The sequence below is a fragment of the Corynebacterium accolens genome (assembly GCF_023520795.1).
In the GTDB taxonomy this organism is placed as follows: domain Bacteria; phylum Actinomycetota; class Actinomycetes; order Mycobacteriales; family Mycobacteriaceae; genus Corynebacterium; species Corynebacterium accolens.
The window spans coordinates 1952560-1967780 of record NZ_CP046605.1; the positions used below are offsets into that span (position 1 = coordinate 1952560).

Sequence of the window (15221 nt, forward strand, 5' to 3'; positions counted from 1 at the left end):
CAACGATGGTGGCTGTAGTTCAGCTGGTAGAGCACCAGGTTGTGATCCTGGTTGTCGCGGGTTCGAGTCCCGTCAGCCACCCCAAACTCCCGAGCCCCGCGCTCGGGATTTTTTATATCTCCACCACCATTTCCTCCGAGCGGGCCCTCCCCGCGAGATCCGGCATGTCTCCGGTAATCAGGAACTCATCGACGCCCAGCCGCTTGCCGATGCCCCTTAGTTCCTCCCCCACTTCCCCCACCGTCCCCCAGACGTCGTGGCTCAGGGACTCGTCGATACGGCGCTGTTGCTGGCTCGTTAGCCCCTCCAGGTCCAATTCGCGGGCCGGGCGAAGCGGCGCGAATTCCCCGGTGGACTGGGCCATGACCTTTGCATAGGACTCAGGCAGCAAAAGGTCGCGCGCTTGGTCCGCGGTATCGGCGACGGCGATATTGAGGGAGGAGATGATAGGTGGGGCATCGGCAAGCGCGTGCTCGCGGTAGAGCCGCGCCGCCTTTTCCTGCATCTCTACGGGCCCGCCCAGGATGACGCCCAATCCCAGCCGCGCGGCCACCGTAACCGACCGGAAGCCGGCGAGGATATAGAGGGGCGTGCCCGCGTACTCGGGCCGCACCGTGACCGCCTCCTCGCCGCGCAGGTAGCGCAGCAGGGTCTCGACCTCGTTCTCGAACTGCGGCTTGAGCTCCAGCGGATCGCCCTGGCGCAGGGCCTTGCGCACCGGCGCCGTAAAGCCCACCGAGGAGCCCAACCCAATATCGATCCTGCCCGGGTACAGCGCCTCCAGAAGGTTGATTTGTTCCGCGACAAGAAACGGCGGGTGGTTGAGCACCATGATGCCTGCGGTGCCCACGCGAATGCGCTGCGTGCGCGCCGCTACGTGCGCGGCCAACATGCCCGGCTGGCCCGCTGGGATGCCCGGCACGCCGTGGTGCTCAGCGAGGAAAAACCTATGAAACCCCAGCCGCTCCACATGCTGCGCATGCTCGGCTACCCCATCGAGTCTGCCCGCCGCCCCGCGGTCCAAAATAGAAAAGCGCATGGCCACCACTGTAGCCATGCGCCTAAAGGTTGTGCGGATTATTGATTAGCGTCCGCGTTGCCCTTGGACCATTCCTCCCAGGACATATTCCAGTCGCCCAAGCCGTCCATGGGATTGAGCGTCTCGCCGTAAGTATTGAATACTCGGACGATATCGCCGCGCTTGACGGTGTTCTGGAACCACTGCGCAGCCTCTGGCGTGACGTTGATGCAGCCGTGGGAGGTATTGGAGTTACCCTGCGCCCACACGGACCACGGCGCAGAGTGCACGTAGATGCCGGAATAAGACATCTGGGTAGCCCAGTCCACCTCGGTGCTGTACCCGCCCGCATCGTGCGGCAACCCGAAGGTCTCAGAATCCATCAAGAGCGACTGGTGTTGATCGCCAATGACATAGCGCCCGTTCGGGGTGTCGTATTGGTAATCGCGGCCCAGCGATACCGGAATGGTGCGCAGGAGCTCCTTATTCTTGTAGACCTTCATGGTCTTGGTGGCGTTATCCACCAGCGCGACGGTGCGATCCCCAATGGTGAAATCCGTCCCCGTATTTTCCCCGCCGTAGATTCCGCCGCCGAGATCCTTGCCGTACTGATCGACCTTGACCTCGACCTTGGTGCCAGGCTCCCAATACTCCTTGGGGCGCCAGCGCACCTCTTGGTTATTCACCCAGTAGAACGCGCCTTCCACCTCTGGGTTGGTCTTGACCGTAATCGTGTCCTCTGCCGCCTTGCGGTCGGTGATATAGGTACCGAAATTGACGCCGATGACCTGGCCCACGCCCACCTCGGAGCCCGGGATAGGCGTCATCGCCACCTGGGCGACGCCCACCGCCTGAGACGTAGAAAAGCTCAGGTTCTTCTTATTGCCGTCCTTATCGGAGGCGACGATGGAATAGGTGTGGTTATAGCCAAGATCCTCGGCCGTAGTCCACTTCTTACCGTCCTCAGAGAGCTTTTCTTCTACTTCCACGCCCAGCTCATTGGTCATAGTCACGCTCTTGAGCTCGGTGGTGGATTCCACGGTGACGGGCTTGGAAGGATCGACGTCTTCTGCCCCATCCTTCACGGAAGCCGAAAGCTTCGACTTTTCTTTCTGCTCAGATTTCTCTGCTGAGCTCGAGGTAGTTTCCTGCTCCTCCGGGCGGTTTTCGGCGGCGGAATCAACGGAGCACGAGGCTACTACCAGGGAAATGCACGCAATGCTCGCAGCAGCAATGCGGCGGGAATTAGAGAGGGAGTTAATCACTAAGTAGACCTTAGAAACACAGTAGTTCTTTCAAGACCAATCCAGATTATCGCCTTGCCACCCCAAATACCAGAAACAAGCGCACCATTGTCCAAACTGTTATACTCCCCCGAAAACACGCTATGACCAGGCGATTTTACAGTTTTTCAACCGGGGTGCTAAAGTTTCTACTCGTTGCACAGAGAGCCGCACGGCAGGACGTCAACACTGCGCCATTAGCTCAATTGGCAGAGCAACTGACTCTTAATCAGTGGGTTCGGGGTTCGATTCCCTGATGGCGCACAACAGCGAAATCGCGAGGTATATGCCTCGCGATTTTTTCGTTTTCAAAGTTCGCTTTCAAAGCTAGCAAAAAGGCCGAGCATCTCGCTCGGCCTTTGCTTGTTTTACTGCTTATTCACGCGCTGGGGCGCGACGACGGGAACACCGCGGTGCTCCACGATGTCTGCCTCTACCCCATAGACGTTTTCCACCAGCTCGCACGTGAGCACGTCTCCAGGCGCGCCCTGGGCGCGGATATGGCCCGATTTAAGCACCACCAGCTGGTCACACATGCGCGCGGCCAGGTTGATGTCGTGAATGGCCACCAGCCCTAGGCTGCCTTCCCGCCTAGCCTTCTCGCGCACCTCCTCGAGGACGAAGAACTGGCGATGCAGGTCGAGCGCGGACGTCGGCTCGTCCAAGAGCATCAGGCCCGGGTTGCCCACCAGCATCTGCGCCACGGCCACGAGCTGGCGCTGGCCGCCAGATAGCTCGTTGAGGTAGCGCGAGGCAATGGCATCCAGCCCCATCGCGTGCAGCACCTCGGCGCTGCGGGTGATGGGATCCTCGCATGCTTCCCGACGCGCCGCGATAAGCACCGTCTCAAACGCCCGCAGCGCCGCGGTGCTGGGCAGGTCCTGCGGGACGTAGCCGATGAGTTGGCGGCGGCGCTTGCCCCGCGGGCTTTCGCCATCCACCAGAAAATCCACCTCGCCCTTGTACCCGCGGTGCACGCCGGCAAGGGACTTGATCAGCGTGGTCTTGCCGGACGCGTTGGGACCTAAGAGGCCAACCAACTGGCCGCCTTCCAGCGTATCCACGTCGACCGCTTCGAGCACGGTGCGCTTGCCGTAGGCCGCGCTTATACCGCGCAGGGTAAGTTCTACGTCCACAGCGCCCTCCTTCGAGTCATCACGATGGCGATAAAGAACGGCACGCCCAAAAGCGAGGTCACAATGCCGATCGGGATGGCCAGACCAGGCTTAATCATCAGGCTCGCCGCGTGAGCCGCGCACATCACGGCCGCACCTGCGGCCATGGAGGCGGGCACGAAATAGCGCTGGTCCTCGCCCACCAGCATGCGGGCGATGTGCGGACCTACCAGACCGATAAAGCCGATGATGCCGGCGAAGGCCACCGTCGTTGCCGCCACGAGGGAGACCACGATGAGCACCACCACGCGCAGCCGGGCGGTATTAATGCCCATGGCGGCAGCGCGGGCATCGCCAAGCCGCAAGGCCGTAAGCCGCCACGACAGCGCCCACAAAATGGGCAGGGCAACCAGCAGCACGCCCGCAAGCACGCCGTTGGCAACCCAGTTGGCGCGCGTGAGCGAACCCATGGACCAAAAGACGATCTGCTGCAGCGCCTCGGCCGAAGACTGGTATTGGATGAGCGCGAGCATGGCCTGGAAGAAAAAGACCAAACCAATGCCCAGCAGCACCATGGTTTCTGCCTTCGCGCCGCGGATGATGGCCGCCACGACGATGATCGCCGTCGCCACCGCCGCCGACAGCCACGCCACCAACGCCAAGTTGAATTGCGGCTGGGTTAACAGCTGCCACTTCAGCACGATGGAGCTAGCGCCACCGAAGGCCGCCGCGGCGGAAATGCCGAGGGTAAATGGCTCCGCCAGCGGGTTATTCAAGATGGTCTGCATCTCCGCGCCGGCCAGCGAGAGGCTGACGCCGATGAGCAGGGCCATGACGGCCATCGGCAAGCGCAGCTTCCACAGCACCGTATGCGTCTGGTCATCCAGGCTCGAGGGATTCACAATGCCCCTGATGACCTCGCCGGGGCTGATGTCGATGGCGCCGACGAAGTTGCTGACCACAAACGCCACCGCCGCGATGAGGCACAGGCCCGCGACGATGCTAATGCGCTGCCAGGTGAGCTTTTTGTGTTGCTGCGTAAGGGCAGCTACCTCCCCGCTTACCATTAATTCGTGCTAAAGAAGGTTCCCTCGCCAGCAACCGGCGAGTACTTTTCTTGCGCTTGCATCCACTCCTTGTCGACGTCCATATCCTCATACGCCTCCGGGTTGATCCACTTCGCAATCTGCAGCAGCGCTAGGTAGTTGAACGGCGAGTTGTAGAACTGGTGCCACATGCCATGCAGCTTGTGCTCCTTGACCGCACGCAGGTTCTCAAAGCCTGGCTGGTTGCTCGGCAGCTTAGCGATGCTTGCCTCTGCCTCATCTTCGCCGATGCCATAGCCCACCGCGGCGTAGCCGACGGGGTTGCCCTCATCGTCCTTCTTCTCGGACCAGTCGCCGCCGGTCGCAATCACCATGTCCGGGTCCGCCTCGAGGACCTTTTCTGGGGTCACGGCACCGACCTCGCCTGGGATGATGCCATCGGCCACGTTTTCACCGCCGGCCTCGTTGACCAGCTGCGCGATATTGGAGTTATTCCAGGAGCCACAGCAGTCCATGACTCCGGCCGCGCGCCAGACGAAGGTCTTGGGCTTATCCTTTACCTTGTCCGCGCGCTCCTTGACCAGGTCCACGGTCTTTTGCCACTCTTTGTTGAATTCCTCGGCGCGCTCTTCTTTGCCGAAGATCTCACCGAAGATTTCCATGGACTTGGTGGTGTTTTCCAGCGGCTTGGCGCGGAAATCGGTCACGGCGTACTTAAGGCCCGCCTGGTCCATCTTTTCGGTCAAGCCCGCCTCTTGCGAAGCGTCATACTGGTCCTTGGACAATACGATGAGGTCTGGGTCCAGGCTCACCAGGTTTTCCACGGTGACATCGCCCTTGGAGATAGCACCAACTTCCGGCAGTTCAGTGACCTTGGGCAGCTTTTCTTCCAAGACGTTGTAGTAGTCCGGCACGTTTTTCTTCAGATCGGATCCGATGCCCACGACTTTATCCAGCGGGTCTTCAGTGTTGAGAATGCCGGTGGCGAAAATGGAGCGGCCCTCGCCCAACAAGACGCGCTCGGGGGCCTTGTCGAGTTCTACATCGCGGCCCGCGAGGTCGGTGAAGGACAGGGCAGCATCGTCGCTGCCGCTGCTGTTGTTGGTAGTTTCTTCGGCGGCGCTGCAGCCTGCCAATGCAGCGGCGGAGGCCGCCACTACGGCGATTACCTTGGGGAATCTATATGCCATTTTGAGTCCTTGGTCGATCGGAATCCTCGATACGAGGATAAGGGCGAACTTATCCTAACCTAACCAAGTAAGGTGGCTCAAACCTAAACTGCTTCCTCGGCAATTGCGTAATCTTCCGGCTCTCCCTTGGGCACCTCGGTGCCGTCCGCCATGGTGCGATCTTCCAATTCGCCGTCCGGATCCACGATGGCGATATCGAAGCCGGCCTCGCGGATACGCCGGAGGCCTTCCTTCAGCATGCGCCGGCCCATCCGGTTGGATCCGGTGATATGGGATAGTTCCAGTACCACCGTGCCCTCGCCGAATTCGCATTCGGTGAGCTGATGCAAGATGGTCTCCGCTGCGTTGAAATTGATAAGCCCCTGCAGGAAGATCACCGTGAGGTCGTCCTCGGTTTCCATCCTGCGCACCGGGTGCACGCCGTAGCGCTCATCGGTGGACATCAAGTGCAGTCCCATATCCTTCGAGAGCAAGGTCAAGGCATCCACGCCGCGGACGGAGTTGCCCTCCTTATTGAGCCGCGGCGAGAAGGTCGCCACCCCCAATTGGCCGGGCAGGGTACCCAGCAGGCCGCCCGAAACGCCGGACTTCGCTGGGATTCCGACCTCGGCCATCCAGCGCCCAGCGCCGTCGTACATGCCCGCAGAGCTCATGACAGAAAGCGTCAGGCGGCAGACATCGGCATCAAGGATCTTCTCCCCCGTCACCGGCTGCGTGCCACCATTGGCCAGGGTGGCAGACATCACGGCGAGGTCGCGCACCGTGACCTTAATCGAACACTGCTCCACGTAGGTCGAGACCGCATCGTGGGCCTCGTCCTGGATGATGTCGTAATTGCGCAGCATATGCGCCAAAGACAGGTTCCTATCGGAGACCTGCAGCTCGGAATCGCGCACCTTTTCATCAATCTTCAACTCGCGGCCCGCCAGCCGCGAAAAGTAGCTGCGCAGCTGCTCCACGCGCTCGGCCGGATCCGAATCCACGCCGTTAATCAGCTGCGTTACCGCAATCGCGCCCGCATTGATCATCGGGTTCACCGGCCGGTGGTCATAGCGGTTCAGCGAAAGTTCGTTGAAGGCCTCGCCAGATGGCTCCATACCAACGATCTCACGCACCGCATCCAAGCCGAGCTCCTGCAGCGCTAGAGCATACGCAAAGGGCTTCGACACGGACTGCAAGGTAAATTCCACCTCTGCATCGCCAGCGGAATATACGTGCCCCGTCGTGGTGCAGATGGCCACGCCGAGGTAGTCCGGTTCCGCCTTCGCGAGCTCGGGAATATAGTCCGCCACCGCGCCGCTGCGGTTTCCTCGCACCTGGGTCAAAATTTCCTGCAAATAAAAAGGAATTGGAGTTTTCATCGCAACTTAGCATACGAAAAAAGCCCCCACGGCGCGCGTGGGGGTAAGGCAGGGAAAATTAGTGGCGCTCAGACAGCAAGCGCTGCAATTCCTTCAGGTCGCTCTTGCGGCGGCGCGAGCGGAACACGGAATAGGCAATCAGCCCAGCAACGGCCGCGCCGACGCCACCGAGCACCAACTGCACGTTGCGGTCCTGCAACTTTTCGGTGGCGGCGTTCTTGGCGTCATCGACGAGGTTTTGCGGCTTGCTGCGATCCGCAATTTCATCCAGGGTGCTAGCCAGCTGACGCCGGGTGCGTTCGATATCGCGTTGAATATCTTCAATATTGCGTGCCACGGAATTCTCCTCTTAGCTTAAGTTTCGCTCTTAACGAGCTTATCTTACCGTGCAGGGCCTCCCCCGCGCAGGCCGGGGAGCACGTAAAGTGGGGTCCATGACTGAAACTCGTTTGAACGTAGGAGATACTGCCCCCGCTTTTGCGCTTGCCGATGCCACCGGCAACACCGTGTCCCTTTCCGATTACGCAGGCCAGCGCGTACTGGTGTACTTCTACCCGCGCGCTAATACCCCAGGCTGCACCAAGGAGGCCTGCGATTTTCGCGATTCCTTAGCGGAACTCAATGACCTCAATATCGCGGTGGTAGGCATCTCCCCCGATAAGCCCGAGGCGCTGGCGAAGTTCCGCGATGATCACGATCTCAACTTCCCGCTGCTTTCTGATCCAGATAAGTCCGTCATGACCGCGTATGGCGCCTTCGGGGAGAAGAAGAACTACGGCAAGGTGGTCCAAGGCGTTATCCGTTCCACCTTCCTCGTGGAGCCGGATGGCACCATCGGCCAGACCCACTACAACGTGAAGGCCACTGGGCACGTCGCGCGCGTGATGAAGGGCCTCGAGTAAGCCGGTGGAGGAAATCCTCGTCCCGCGGCGTCGGCCAGCGCAGGCGCGCAGCCGGGAGCGCTTTGAGCGCATTGTGCAGGCGGCGCGCGCCGTGCTTGTCGATGTCGGCTTCGAATCCTTCACCTTCGATGAAGTCGCCCACCGCGCCGAGGTTCCCATCGGCACGCTGTATCAGTTCTTTGCCAATAAATACGTGCTCATCTGCGAGCTCGACCGGCAAGATACCGCCACCAGCCTGGCCGAAATCGAGCGCTTTTCGCGCCTCGTTCCAGCCCCGCAGTGGCCGGATGTCTTGGATGAATTCATCGACCACCTCGCGCGGATGTGGCGCGAGGACCCTTCCCGGCGCGCTGTTTGGCACGCCATCCAATCCACCCCGGCGACGCGGGCCACAGCCGCCGATACCGAGCTGCAGCTCTTGGAGCCACTCTCCGAGATCCTTCGCCCGCTGGCCACCGAGCACAGCGATGCGCAACGCATTGAGCTGGCGCGCTTCCTTATCCACACCGTAGTTTCGCTGCTCAATTACGCCATTTCGGGCGATCCAGACAAGTTCGATTCCGTGGTCATGGAGCTAAAGCGCATGCTGATTTCGTATCTTTTTGCGGTGGCCGCGGGATAATTTTGTAGACGTTTATACAAGTTATCCACAGGCCGGCGCCGCCCCCGATTGGCGCGGTGGTAGCGCGCGCCTAGATTTGCAGGCATGAACGCACTGCAGGCCTATGCCACCCAGATTTCCTCGGCGATGGATATCCTCGCCGAGGCCCACGGCATGCCTGAAAGCGACCTCGTTGAGCTCGGCCTACCGGATGTCGAGGCCCGCGAGCTGCTTGCCCTAGCGGAGGTTTATTTCGGCACCACTTCCTTTAGCCGCAAGCAGCGCCTTGCCGCCGCAGGCGCGCGCCACCACGATTTGGTGACGCTCAAGCTCATCGAGAAGTACGCCACCCGCGCGGCCACCAAGCGCGCCGCGTGGAACCTGCGTGTAGAGCTGTGCCGGCAGCACGGACCGGCTTCTGAGATCGCCCGGCTTGCTAAAAAGCGCCTGCGCGAATGGCGCCCGCGCCGCCGGCCGCCGCGCGAGGGCGTACAACTCCTGCGCCGCCCGGAAGGACCGTGGACGATGCGCATTACCGCGCCCTCGTCCTTCCTCGCGGATCTCGATTCCGCCCTCGACCCCGAAAACCCACTCGCATCCTTCCGCGAACTCCTCCGCAGCGAGGGCGCTGCCACGGTACAGACCACGACGAACGTGATTATCCCGCTCAACGCGCTGGATCAAATACTGGAAGGCGATGGCGACGAGGTCACGCTTCGCCTCACCAACGGCTCTACCATCACCGGCGCGCAGCTCGTAGAGCGCACCTTCAGCGAGCACGGGCTAGCCACGCTAATCCACCCGGTGAAGGGCCCGGTCAACCTGTATCGGACCTCGCGCTTCGCCTCGGAAAAACAGCGGCTGATGGCCGCCGCCGAAAACCCCACCTGCCCGTGGCCGCCGTGCAATCACCCGGCGGATAAGTCTCAGATCCATCACCTGCAGGCGTGGAAGCACGGCGGGATGACCAACGCGGATAACCTCACGGTGTGTTGCCCATACCACAACGGGGTGAACCAAGACGATCCCAATGCCCCTCCCCTGCGCGGCCGCCTTGCCCGGGTAAACGGCAAGGTCCGCTGGGTCCGCTAGCGCTGCCTCATCGAGGTAGCGCTACTCGGCGTGCGCAAGCAACTGCGCGCACACATCACCGGGAAAGAGCTCTCTGGCCATCCGGGCGAAGTCTTCCCGGCCCAGCGCTCCGGCCCCCTCTGGCACTCTGCCCCACAACCGGCAGCCCGTGACCGCCGGCAGCTCGTCCACGTTCAGCCGCGTCGCCAGATCCGGCCTCGCGGGCAAACTGCCGCCGATAAGCCCCATCACGTTAATCCCGCGCCGCTGCGCCTCGCGGACGGTGAGCTCGGCGGCGTTGAGGCTGCCGAGGCCGAGGGAGGTGACGATGAGGAGGTTGGTGGCGACATCGGCAAGCGTGTAGTCGTCTGCCAAACGCACCAGCAGACCGCCGGCGCCTTCCACCAGCACCACACGGCCTGGTGCGTCCAACCCTGCGATCCAGTCCCGGAGTTCCTCTTTGCTCGGCGGCGTCATGCCCGCCCGGCGCGCCGAGAGGTTCGGTGCTAGCGGTTCGGGAAAGCGCGCCATCTCCGTGACCTCGACCCCGGCCAGGTCCCGCACCGTCGCCGCGTCGCCGCTCTTGTCCGGCTCGCCGGTCTGCAGGGGCTTGGCATAGACAACCTCGCACCCGCTCTGGGCAAAGGCACTGGCGAGCGCCGCCGTGGCCACCGTTTTTCCCACGTCGGTATTGGTGCCAGTGACAAAGATAATCATCGCCTTCCTCCTGCTACTGCAGCGCGCACCCCGCGGCAAATCTGCGCGACCTCGTCCTCGGTGCTGATAAACGGTGGCATGGTGTAGATGAGGCGGCCGAACGGGCGCAGCCACACACCCTGGTCCACCGCCGCATCCGTGGCGCCTGCCATATCGACGTCACGCTCCATCTCCACCACGCCGATAGCGCCCAGCACCCGCACGTCCGCCACGCCCGGCTCGTCCTCTAGCCCGGAAAGCCCGGCGCGCAGCTGCTTCTCGATGCCCGCAACCTGCCCCCGCCACGTTCCCTCCAGGATCATGGAGGTCGCCTCGGCAGATACCGCGCAAGCCAACGGGTTAGCCATAAAGGTCGGTCCGTGCATAAGCGCGCGGGGGTGCATACCCTCGGCTACCCGGGCGGTGGCAAGCGTGGCGGCCATCGTCATGAAACCACCGGTCATCGCCTTGCCCACGCACATGATATCTGGCACCACTCCCGCCGCCTGGGTGGTAAAGAGGTCCCCGGTGCGCCCAAACCCCGTGGCGATTTCATCCGCGATCAGCACGATTCCATGGCGGTCGCAGATTTCGCGCGCCCCGCGCACCAACTCGTGATCGTGGAAACGCATGCCGCCGGCGCCTTGGACGACGGGCTCGATGATCAAGGCCGCGACCTCGTTCGTAATGCAGCCTTCCAACTCCCGCAGGTAATCCGCGCGCATCTTCTCGCTCGCCCCGCGCGTGGGCGGTGCCGGGGCGAAAATCTGCTGCGCCAGGGTGCCGGTCCACATCGAGTGCATGCCGCCATCGGGATCACACACGCTCATCGCGGCGAAAGTATCGCCGTGATAACCCGAGCGCCAGGTCAGCATCTTGGTGCGCTCCGGGTGGCCAATCCCCTGCTGATATTGCAGGGCCATCTTGATTGCTACCTCCACCGAAACCGATCCCGAGTCCGCATAAAAGACCTGCGCGAAGTCGTGGCGCGTAAGCTCCATAAGATTGGCCGTCAGCCGCGCCGCCGGCTCGTGCGTGAGCCCGCCGAACATCACGTGGCTCATGCGATCGACCTGCTCCTTGGCGGCCGCGGTAAGCCGCGGGTGGCTGTGCCCGTGGGCGGCGGCCCACCAGGAGGACATGGCGTCGATGAGCTGGGTGCCATCGGCAAGCGTGAGGTGGACGCCCGCGGCCGACTCCACGACGCGCGTGGGCGCGCCGGGCTCGGCGTAGGGGTGCCAGATGTGGTGGGCATCGATTGTCGCTATGTCGTTAGTAGAAATATCCACCAAATTAGATCTAGCACACACTCTCGGCCGCTATAGTCCTTTTTATGAAAGTTCTTGAACGGCGTTCAATTCGCCGCGTACCCGTGGTTTTGCCGGCGGTTGCGGGCATCGAAATGTGGGAGCGCTTCAGCTTTTATGGCATGCAAGCCATCCTCGCGTACTACCTCTACTCCACCTCCGGCGGGCTCGGCATGGAGCAAACGCAGGCCACCGCGCTCGTCGGCGCGTACGGCAGCCTGCTCTATCTTTTCACGTTTGTGGGCGGCTGGGTCAGCGACCGCCTCTTGGGCGCCGAGCGCACCCTGCTTACCGGCGCCGGGCTGTTGGTGTGCGGGCACTTTGCCCTCTCGCTCGTCCCCGGCACCGCTGGGCTCATCATCGGGCTCTTGCCGCTCGCGCTCGGCTCGGGGCTGCTCAAGACCGCCGCGATAACGATTCTGGGCACCGCCTTCCCCGCCGAGGCCGGCGCGCGCGACGGGGCCTTTCAGATTTTCTACCTCGGCATCAATATCGGCGCGCTTTTTGGCCCCATGCTCACGGGCTGGCTAGCCGAAGAATACGGCTACCACGCCGGATTCTTCGCCGCAGCGGTGCTCATGTGCTGCGGCTGTGCCACCTACGTCGCGCTGCGGAAAAAGATAGACGTACCGTCTCGCCCACCTAACCCCACCCAAGCCCCGGGCAAAGCGGGGCTGGTCGCACTGGCGGCGCTTCTGGCTGGCGTGCTGCTCGCTATCACCGTCTCCCCGGGAACACTGACTGTGCTGCTTCTTATCGCCACGGTAGCGGCCGCGGCGGGGCTTTTTGCCAGCATGCTGCGATCCCCGCAGGTCTCAGCGGACAAACGGCGCCGCATCCTGGATTTCATTCCACTCTTCGCCTGTTCGACGGCCTACTGGACCTTGCAACCGCAAATCTACGGCGTCCTCGCGGTCTACTCAGATCAGCGCCTCAACCGATCCATCGGCGGTGTCGAGATCCCACCGGCTTGGACGCAATCACTCAACCCGCTATTTATCCTGCTGCTCTCGCTGCCGTTGGCGGCGGGCATGACGCGCTGGGCCAACTCGCGGCGCGCGCTCATGGGCTGCGGCATCATCTTCGCCGGTGCAGGCATGTTCCTCCTGCTGCCCTTTGTCGGCGGCGGGGAAAATTCCACGCCGTTCCTCGTGCTAGCGGGCACCATCTTTTTGATGTCTCTCGGCGAGCTCTTCATCGGCCCAGTGGGCATGGCCGCATCCGCCGCCCACGCGCCGCGGGCCTATGCCACCCGCTTTTCCGCGCTGTACTTCCTCACCATGGCCATCGGCACCTCGCTGGCCGGTTCGATGTCGCAGCTATACGATCCCACCTCGGCATCCGCCGAAACGACCTACCTTCTCATCATGGGCGGCGTCCCCGTCATCCTGGGGCTGGTGCTCCTCCTGCGGCGCAGGTAGGCTCCTATCGCCCGGCGGACTCGTCGAGCGCGCGGTCGGCCATCAGCACGTCGCGCATGCCGCTGAATAGGTCGCCCATGCCCTGCGGATTGGACGGCATGTAGAGCACGGAGGCTTGGCCGTTATTCGAGACATCGACCATCGCATCGAGGTACTGCGATACCAGCATGAGGACCTCGGGGGATTCCTGGACCCCGGCATCGCGCAGTAGCTCGTATTGCTGGGCGATGCCCTCTACAATCTCCTTGCGCTGCTCGGCAACGCCCCTACCCTGTAGCTTCTTTGCCTCCGCGGCACCCTCGGCTTCTTTGACCACGCGGATTTTTTCCGCCTCCGCCTGGGCGATGGCCGCCTCGCGCTCGCGCTGCGCCGCGTTAATGGAGTTCATGGACTCGCGCACGCGGGAATCCGGGCGGATATCGGTTACCAGCGTATTGACGAAGTTCCAGCCGTATTCGGCCATATTATCCCGCAGCGAGGCCGCCACGTTCTGCGCGATGGTGTCCTTGGAGGAAAAGGACTCATCCAAGCCCATATTCGCCACCGACGAGCGCACATTATCTTGCACATAGGCCACGATCTGCTGCTCGTGGTTGGACAGCATATAAAAGGCCTCGCGCTCGCGGCCCTCTACGACCTCGTACTGCACCGCGACCGGAATTTGGACGAAGACATTATCCTTCGTCTTGGTTTCTACCATCACGTCCAGCTGGCGCACCTGCAGCGAAATCTTATCGCGCACGCGGTCGATCCAGGGCATTTTGAAGTGCAAGCCCGCGTGGGCGACCGTCTGGAATTTACCCAACCGTTCCAAGATGGCCGCCTCGCGGGTACGCACGATGTAGTACCCATCGAATACGGTGCCGAGAATCAGCAAGATGATGACGCCGATGATGATTAAGCTAAGCATTTCCTCTCCCTAACTATGTGTGTGAAATTAATTTTCGCACAGGCGGAAAGCGTTCGCTAGTGGTCATCGATAAGCGCGAAAAGCTTGCCCATCACCTCCGCGCCGTTCTCGCCGATGCCATTGTGCTGGTACTCATTCGTCACCCACGGGCGCAGATCGCCCAAGTGCGCGGCGGTGGCCAAGGATTCTTCCAGGGGAACGAAGATATCGTCGAGGTAGATGGCGGCGGCGGCGGTGGTGGGGGCATCGGCAAGCGCATAAGGCGCAGTAAATTCCCGCTCCGCCAAGCCGTGCGCGCCCTCCTTGAAGGCCTGCAGCGCCGGGTCCTCGTCGAACTGCCACGGGAAAATATGCTCGCCGGTCAGCCAGGTGCCGGACTCGGCAAACTCCGGGAACTCCTCGCGCACGCGGTGTGCCGACCACTGCGTCGACGCCTGCCCGCCGCTGCCGGCATAAATGGACTCGTGGATCGCCGCATAAAGCGGGGCCTCCGCAAAGCTCACGCGCTCGCCGATGCCCCACAGGAAATCATCCCGCAGCGCCTTCTCTCCCCGCACGGTGCGGAAGGGCTCTTCCAGGAGGTAGGCCAGGCCGTCGAAGCCGGTGCCCCGCCCCAAATCGGTGCCAATGGTGCGAAAACGCAGCGAGGACAGCCGCTCGCCGGTGTGCAGGCGCTCGTCGGAATTATCGAGGTGGTCGATGATTTCCTCGATGCGGCGCTGCACCCAGGGGAATTCGCGGTAGAAGCGCTCCTGGCGGGCCTTGAGCTTGCTAAAGGTCGCGCGGTAGAGGTGATCTGCGCCCTGCAGCGTGGGGATACCGCCGGTGAAAAACGCGTGCTTGACCGACTCTGGAGCTTGGGACAGGTACGCGGTGATGCAAAAGCCGCCGAAGGACTGGCCGAACAGGGACCAAGTCTCCAGCCCCAGATGCTCGCGCAGGCGCTCGGCATCGCGCACGATATTGTCCTGGCGTAGCAAGGCCAGGTGTTCAGCGCTGCGCTCTTCTGCGGGGCTTAGCCTATCGATGCGGTGCGAGCGCCCCGTGCCGCGCTGATCGAGGAGGATGACGCGATAGCGCTCGAGCGCCTTGCCGATAAGCCCCGTCGGCTTGACCGGCCGCGGGGCCGGAAAACCCGGGCCGCCCTGCAGGTACAAAAGCGCCGGCAGGTCCTCGCCTCCTGGCGGGATGATTTCACGGGCATAGAGATCAAAAGTCCCGCGCGGATTGTCATAATCCCACGGGACTTCAAGGGTGTGTTCAATAATATCGTGGCCGAAGCGGCGGTAGTGAGTCATGC

Annotated in this window: 15 protein-coding genes and 2 tRNA genes; 6 read left to right on the forward strand and 11 right to left on the reverse strand. The window is 62.3% G+C overall.

Annotation, left to right across the window (positions count from 1 at the left end):
* The first annotated feature begins 8 nt into the window (after nucleotides 1-8).
* Nucleotides 9-84 (forward strand) — tRNA-His (locus CACC_RS09280).
* 28 nt (nucleotides 85-112) lie between these two features.
* On the opposite strand, the gene CACC_RS09285 is transcribed toward CACC_RS09280, so the two are convergent.
* Together CACC_RS09285 and CACC_RS09290 are read right to left on the reverse strand one after the other, a co-directional pair.
* The gene (locus tag CACC_RS09285; RefSeq protein WP_005277834.1) at nucleotides 113-1057 is read right to left on the reverse strand and encodes an MsnO8 family LLM class oxidoreductase; all 945 of its coding nucleotides are present in this window, start codon (nucleotides 1055-1057) and stop codon (nucleotides 113-115) included.
* Between the two features lie 20 nt (nucleotides 1058-1077).
* Entirely contained in the window at nucleotides 1078-2283 is a 1206-nt protein-coding gene (locus CACC_RS09290) for a L,D-transpeptidase (protein ID WP_005277831.1), read from the reverse strand.
* Between the two features lie 209 nt (nucleotides 2284-2492).
* Here CACC_RS09290 and CACC_RS09295 point away from each other — a divergent pair.
* Nucleotides 2493-2565 (forward strand) — tRNA-Lys (locus CACC_RS09295).
* Nucleotides 2566-2669: 104 nt separating this feature from the next.
* On the opposite strand, the gene CACC_RS09300 is transcribed toward CACC_RS09295, so the two are convergent.
* From CACC_RS09300 to CACC_RS09320, 5 genes are all read right to left on the reverse strand, one after another.
* Complete coding sequence (locus CACC_RS09300) at nucleotides 2670-3437, reverse strand: ABC transporter ATP-binding protein (protein ID WP_005277829.1); 768 nt, start codon at nucleotides 3435-3437, stop codon at nucleotides 2670-2672.
* On the reverse strand, nucleotides 3428-4483 hold the full coding sequence (locus tag CACC_RS09305) for a FecCD family ABC transporter permease (RefSeq protein WP_005277826.1): 1056 nt from the start codon (nucleotides 4481-4483) through the stop codon (nucleotides 3428-3430). Before CACC_RS09305 ends, CACC_RS09300 begins: the two co-directional genes overlap by 10 nt.
* Entirely contained in the window at nucleotides 4483-5652 is a 1170-nt protein-coding gene (locus CACC_RS09310; protein ID WP_005277823.1) for an ABC transporter substrate-binding protein, read from the reverse strand. Before CACC_RS09310 ends, CACC_RS09305 begins: the two co-directional genes overlap by 1 nt.
* A gap of 83 nt (nucleotides 5653-5735) precedes the next feature.
* Nucleotides 5736-7013: a glutaminase gene (locus CACC_RS09315; protein ID WP_005277820.1), complete on the reverse strand. Its 1278-nt coding sequence runs from the start codon at nucleotides 7011-7013 to the stop codon at nucleotides 5736-5738.
* A gap of 58 nt (nucleotides 7014-7071) precedes the next feature.
* Complete coding sequence (locus tag CACC_RS09320) at nucleotides 7072-7350, reverse strand: DUF3618 domain-containing protein (protein ID WP_005277817.1); 279 nt, start codon at nucleotides 7348-7350, stop codon at nucleotides 7072-7074.
* Nucleotides 7351-7447: 97 nt separating this feature from the next.
* Between CACC_RS09320 and bcp the strand changes: the two genes are divergently transcribed.
* The 3 genes from bcp (at nucleotide 7448) to CACC_RS09335 (ending at nucleotide 9608) form a co-directional block, all read left to right on the forward strand.
* Complete coding sequence (bcp, locus tag CACC_RS09325; RefSeq protein ID WP_023023676.1) at nucleotides 7448-7915, forward strand: thioredoxin-dependent thiol peroxidase; 468 nt, start codon at nucleotides 7448-7450, stop codon at nucleotides 7913-7915.
* A 4-nt stretch (nucleotides 7916-7919) separates the two neighbouring features.
* Entirely contained in the window at nucleotides 7920-8537 is a 618-nt protein-coding gene (locus CACC_RS09330) for a TetR/AcrR family transcriptional regulator (protein WP_005277809.1), read from the forward strand.
* A gap of 84 nt (nucleotides 8538-8621) precedes the next feature.
* Complete coding sequence (locus tag CACC_RS09335; protein WP_005277806.1) at nucleotides 8622-9608, forward strand: HNH endonuclease signature motif containing protein; 987 nt, start codon at nucleotides 8622-8624, stop codon at nucleotides 9606-9608.
* Nucleotides 9609-9629: 21 nt separating this feature from the next.
* Here the strand turns inward: CACC_RS09335 and bioD are convergent, their stop codons facing one another.
* Nucleotides 9630-10304, reverse strand: coding sequence for a dethiobiotin synthase (bioD, locus tag CACC_RS09340; RefSeq protein ID WP_005277803.1), 675 nt, complete (start codon nucleotides 10302-10304; stop codon nucleotides 9630-9632).
* Nucleotides 10301-11575: an adenosylmethionine--8-amino-7-oxononanoate transaminase gene (locus CACC_RS09345; RefSeq protein ID WP_005277798.1), complete on the reverse strand. Its 1275-nt coding sequence runs from the start codon at nucleotides 11573-11575 to the stop codon at nucleotides 10301-10303. Before CACC_RS09345 ends, bioD begins: the two co-directional genes overlap by 4 nt.
* A 41-nt stretch (nucleotides 11576-11616) precedes the next feature.
* Here CACC_RS09345 and CACC_RS09350 point away from each other — a divergent pair, with 41 nt between their 5' ends.
* The gene (locus tag CACC_RS09350; protein WP_005277796.1) at nucleotides 11617-13011 is read left to right on the forward strand and encodes a peptide MFS transporter; all 1395 of its coding nucleotides are present in this window, start codon (nucleotides 11617-11619) and stop codon (nucleotides 13009-13011) included.
* A gap of 4 nt (nucleotides 13012-13015) precedes the next feature.
* Here the strand turns inward: CACC_RS09350 and CACC_RS09355 are convergent, their stop codons facing one another.
* Nucleotides 13016-13921, reverse strand: a complete 906-nt coding sequence (locus CACC_RS09355) for an SPFH domain-containing protein (RefSeq protein ID WP_005277794.1) — start codon at nucleotides 13919-13921, stop codon at nucleotides 13016-13018.
* A gap of 56 nt (nucleotides 13922-13977) precedes the next feature.
* Complete coding sequence (locus CACC_RS09360; RefSeq protein WP_005277791.1) at nucleotides 13978-15219, reverse strand: alpha/beta fold hydrolase; 1242 nt, start codon at nucleotides 15217-15219, stop codon at nucleotides 13978-13980.
* Between the last annotated feature and the right edge of the window lie 2 nt (nucleotides 15220-15221).

Bases quoted from the DNA above. Each gene is read 5' to 3' on its own strand.
- CACC_RS09285 (WP_005277834.1), bottom strand. From the start codon at position 1,057: ATGGCTACAGTGGTGGCCATGCGCTTTTCTATTTTGGACCGCGGGGCG.
- CACC_RS09305 (WP_005277826.1), bottom strand. From the start codon at position 4,483: ATGGTAAGCGGGGAGGTAGCTGCCCTTACGCAGCAACACAAAAAGCTC.
- CACC_RS09310 (WP_005277823.1), bottom strand. From the start codon at position 5,652: ATGGCATATAGATTCCCCAAGGTAATCGCCGTAGTGGCGGCCTCCGCC.
- CACC_RS09315 (WP_005277820.1), bottom strand. From the start codon at position 7,013: ATGAAAACTCCAATTCCTTTTTATTTGCAGGAAATTTTGACCCAGGTG.
- bcp (WP_023023676.1), top strand. From the start codon at position 7,448: ATGACTGAAACTCGTTTGAACGTAGGAGATACTGCCCCCGCTTTTGCG.
- CACC_RS09335 (WP_005277806.1), top strand. From the start codon at position 8,622: ATGAACGCACTGCAGGCCTATGCCACCCAGATTTCCTCGGCGATGGAT.
- bioD (WP_005277803.1), bottom strand. From the start codon at position 10,304: ATGATTATCTTTGTCACTGGCACCAATACCGACGTGGGAAAAACGGTG.
- CACC_RS09350 (WP_005277796.1), top strand. From the start codon at position 11,617: ATGAAAGTTCTTGAACGGCGTTCAATTCGCCGCGTACCCGTGGTTTTG.
- CACC_RS09355 (WP_005277794.1), bottom strand. From the start codon at position 13,921: ATGCTTAGCTTAATCATCATCGGCGTCATCATCTTGCTGATTCTCGGC.
- CACC_RS09360 (WP_005277791.1), bottom strand. From the start codon at position 15,219: ATGACTCACTACCGCCGCTTCGGCCACGATATTATTGAACACACCCTT.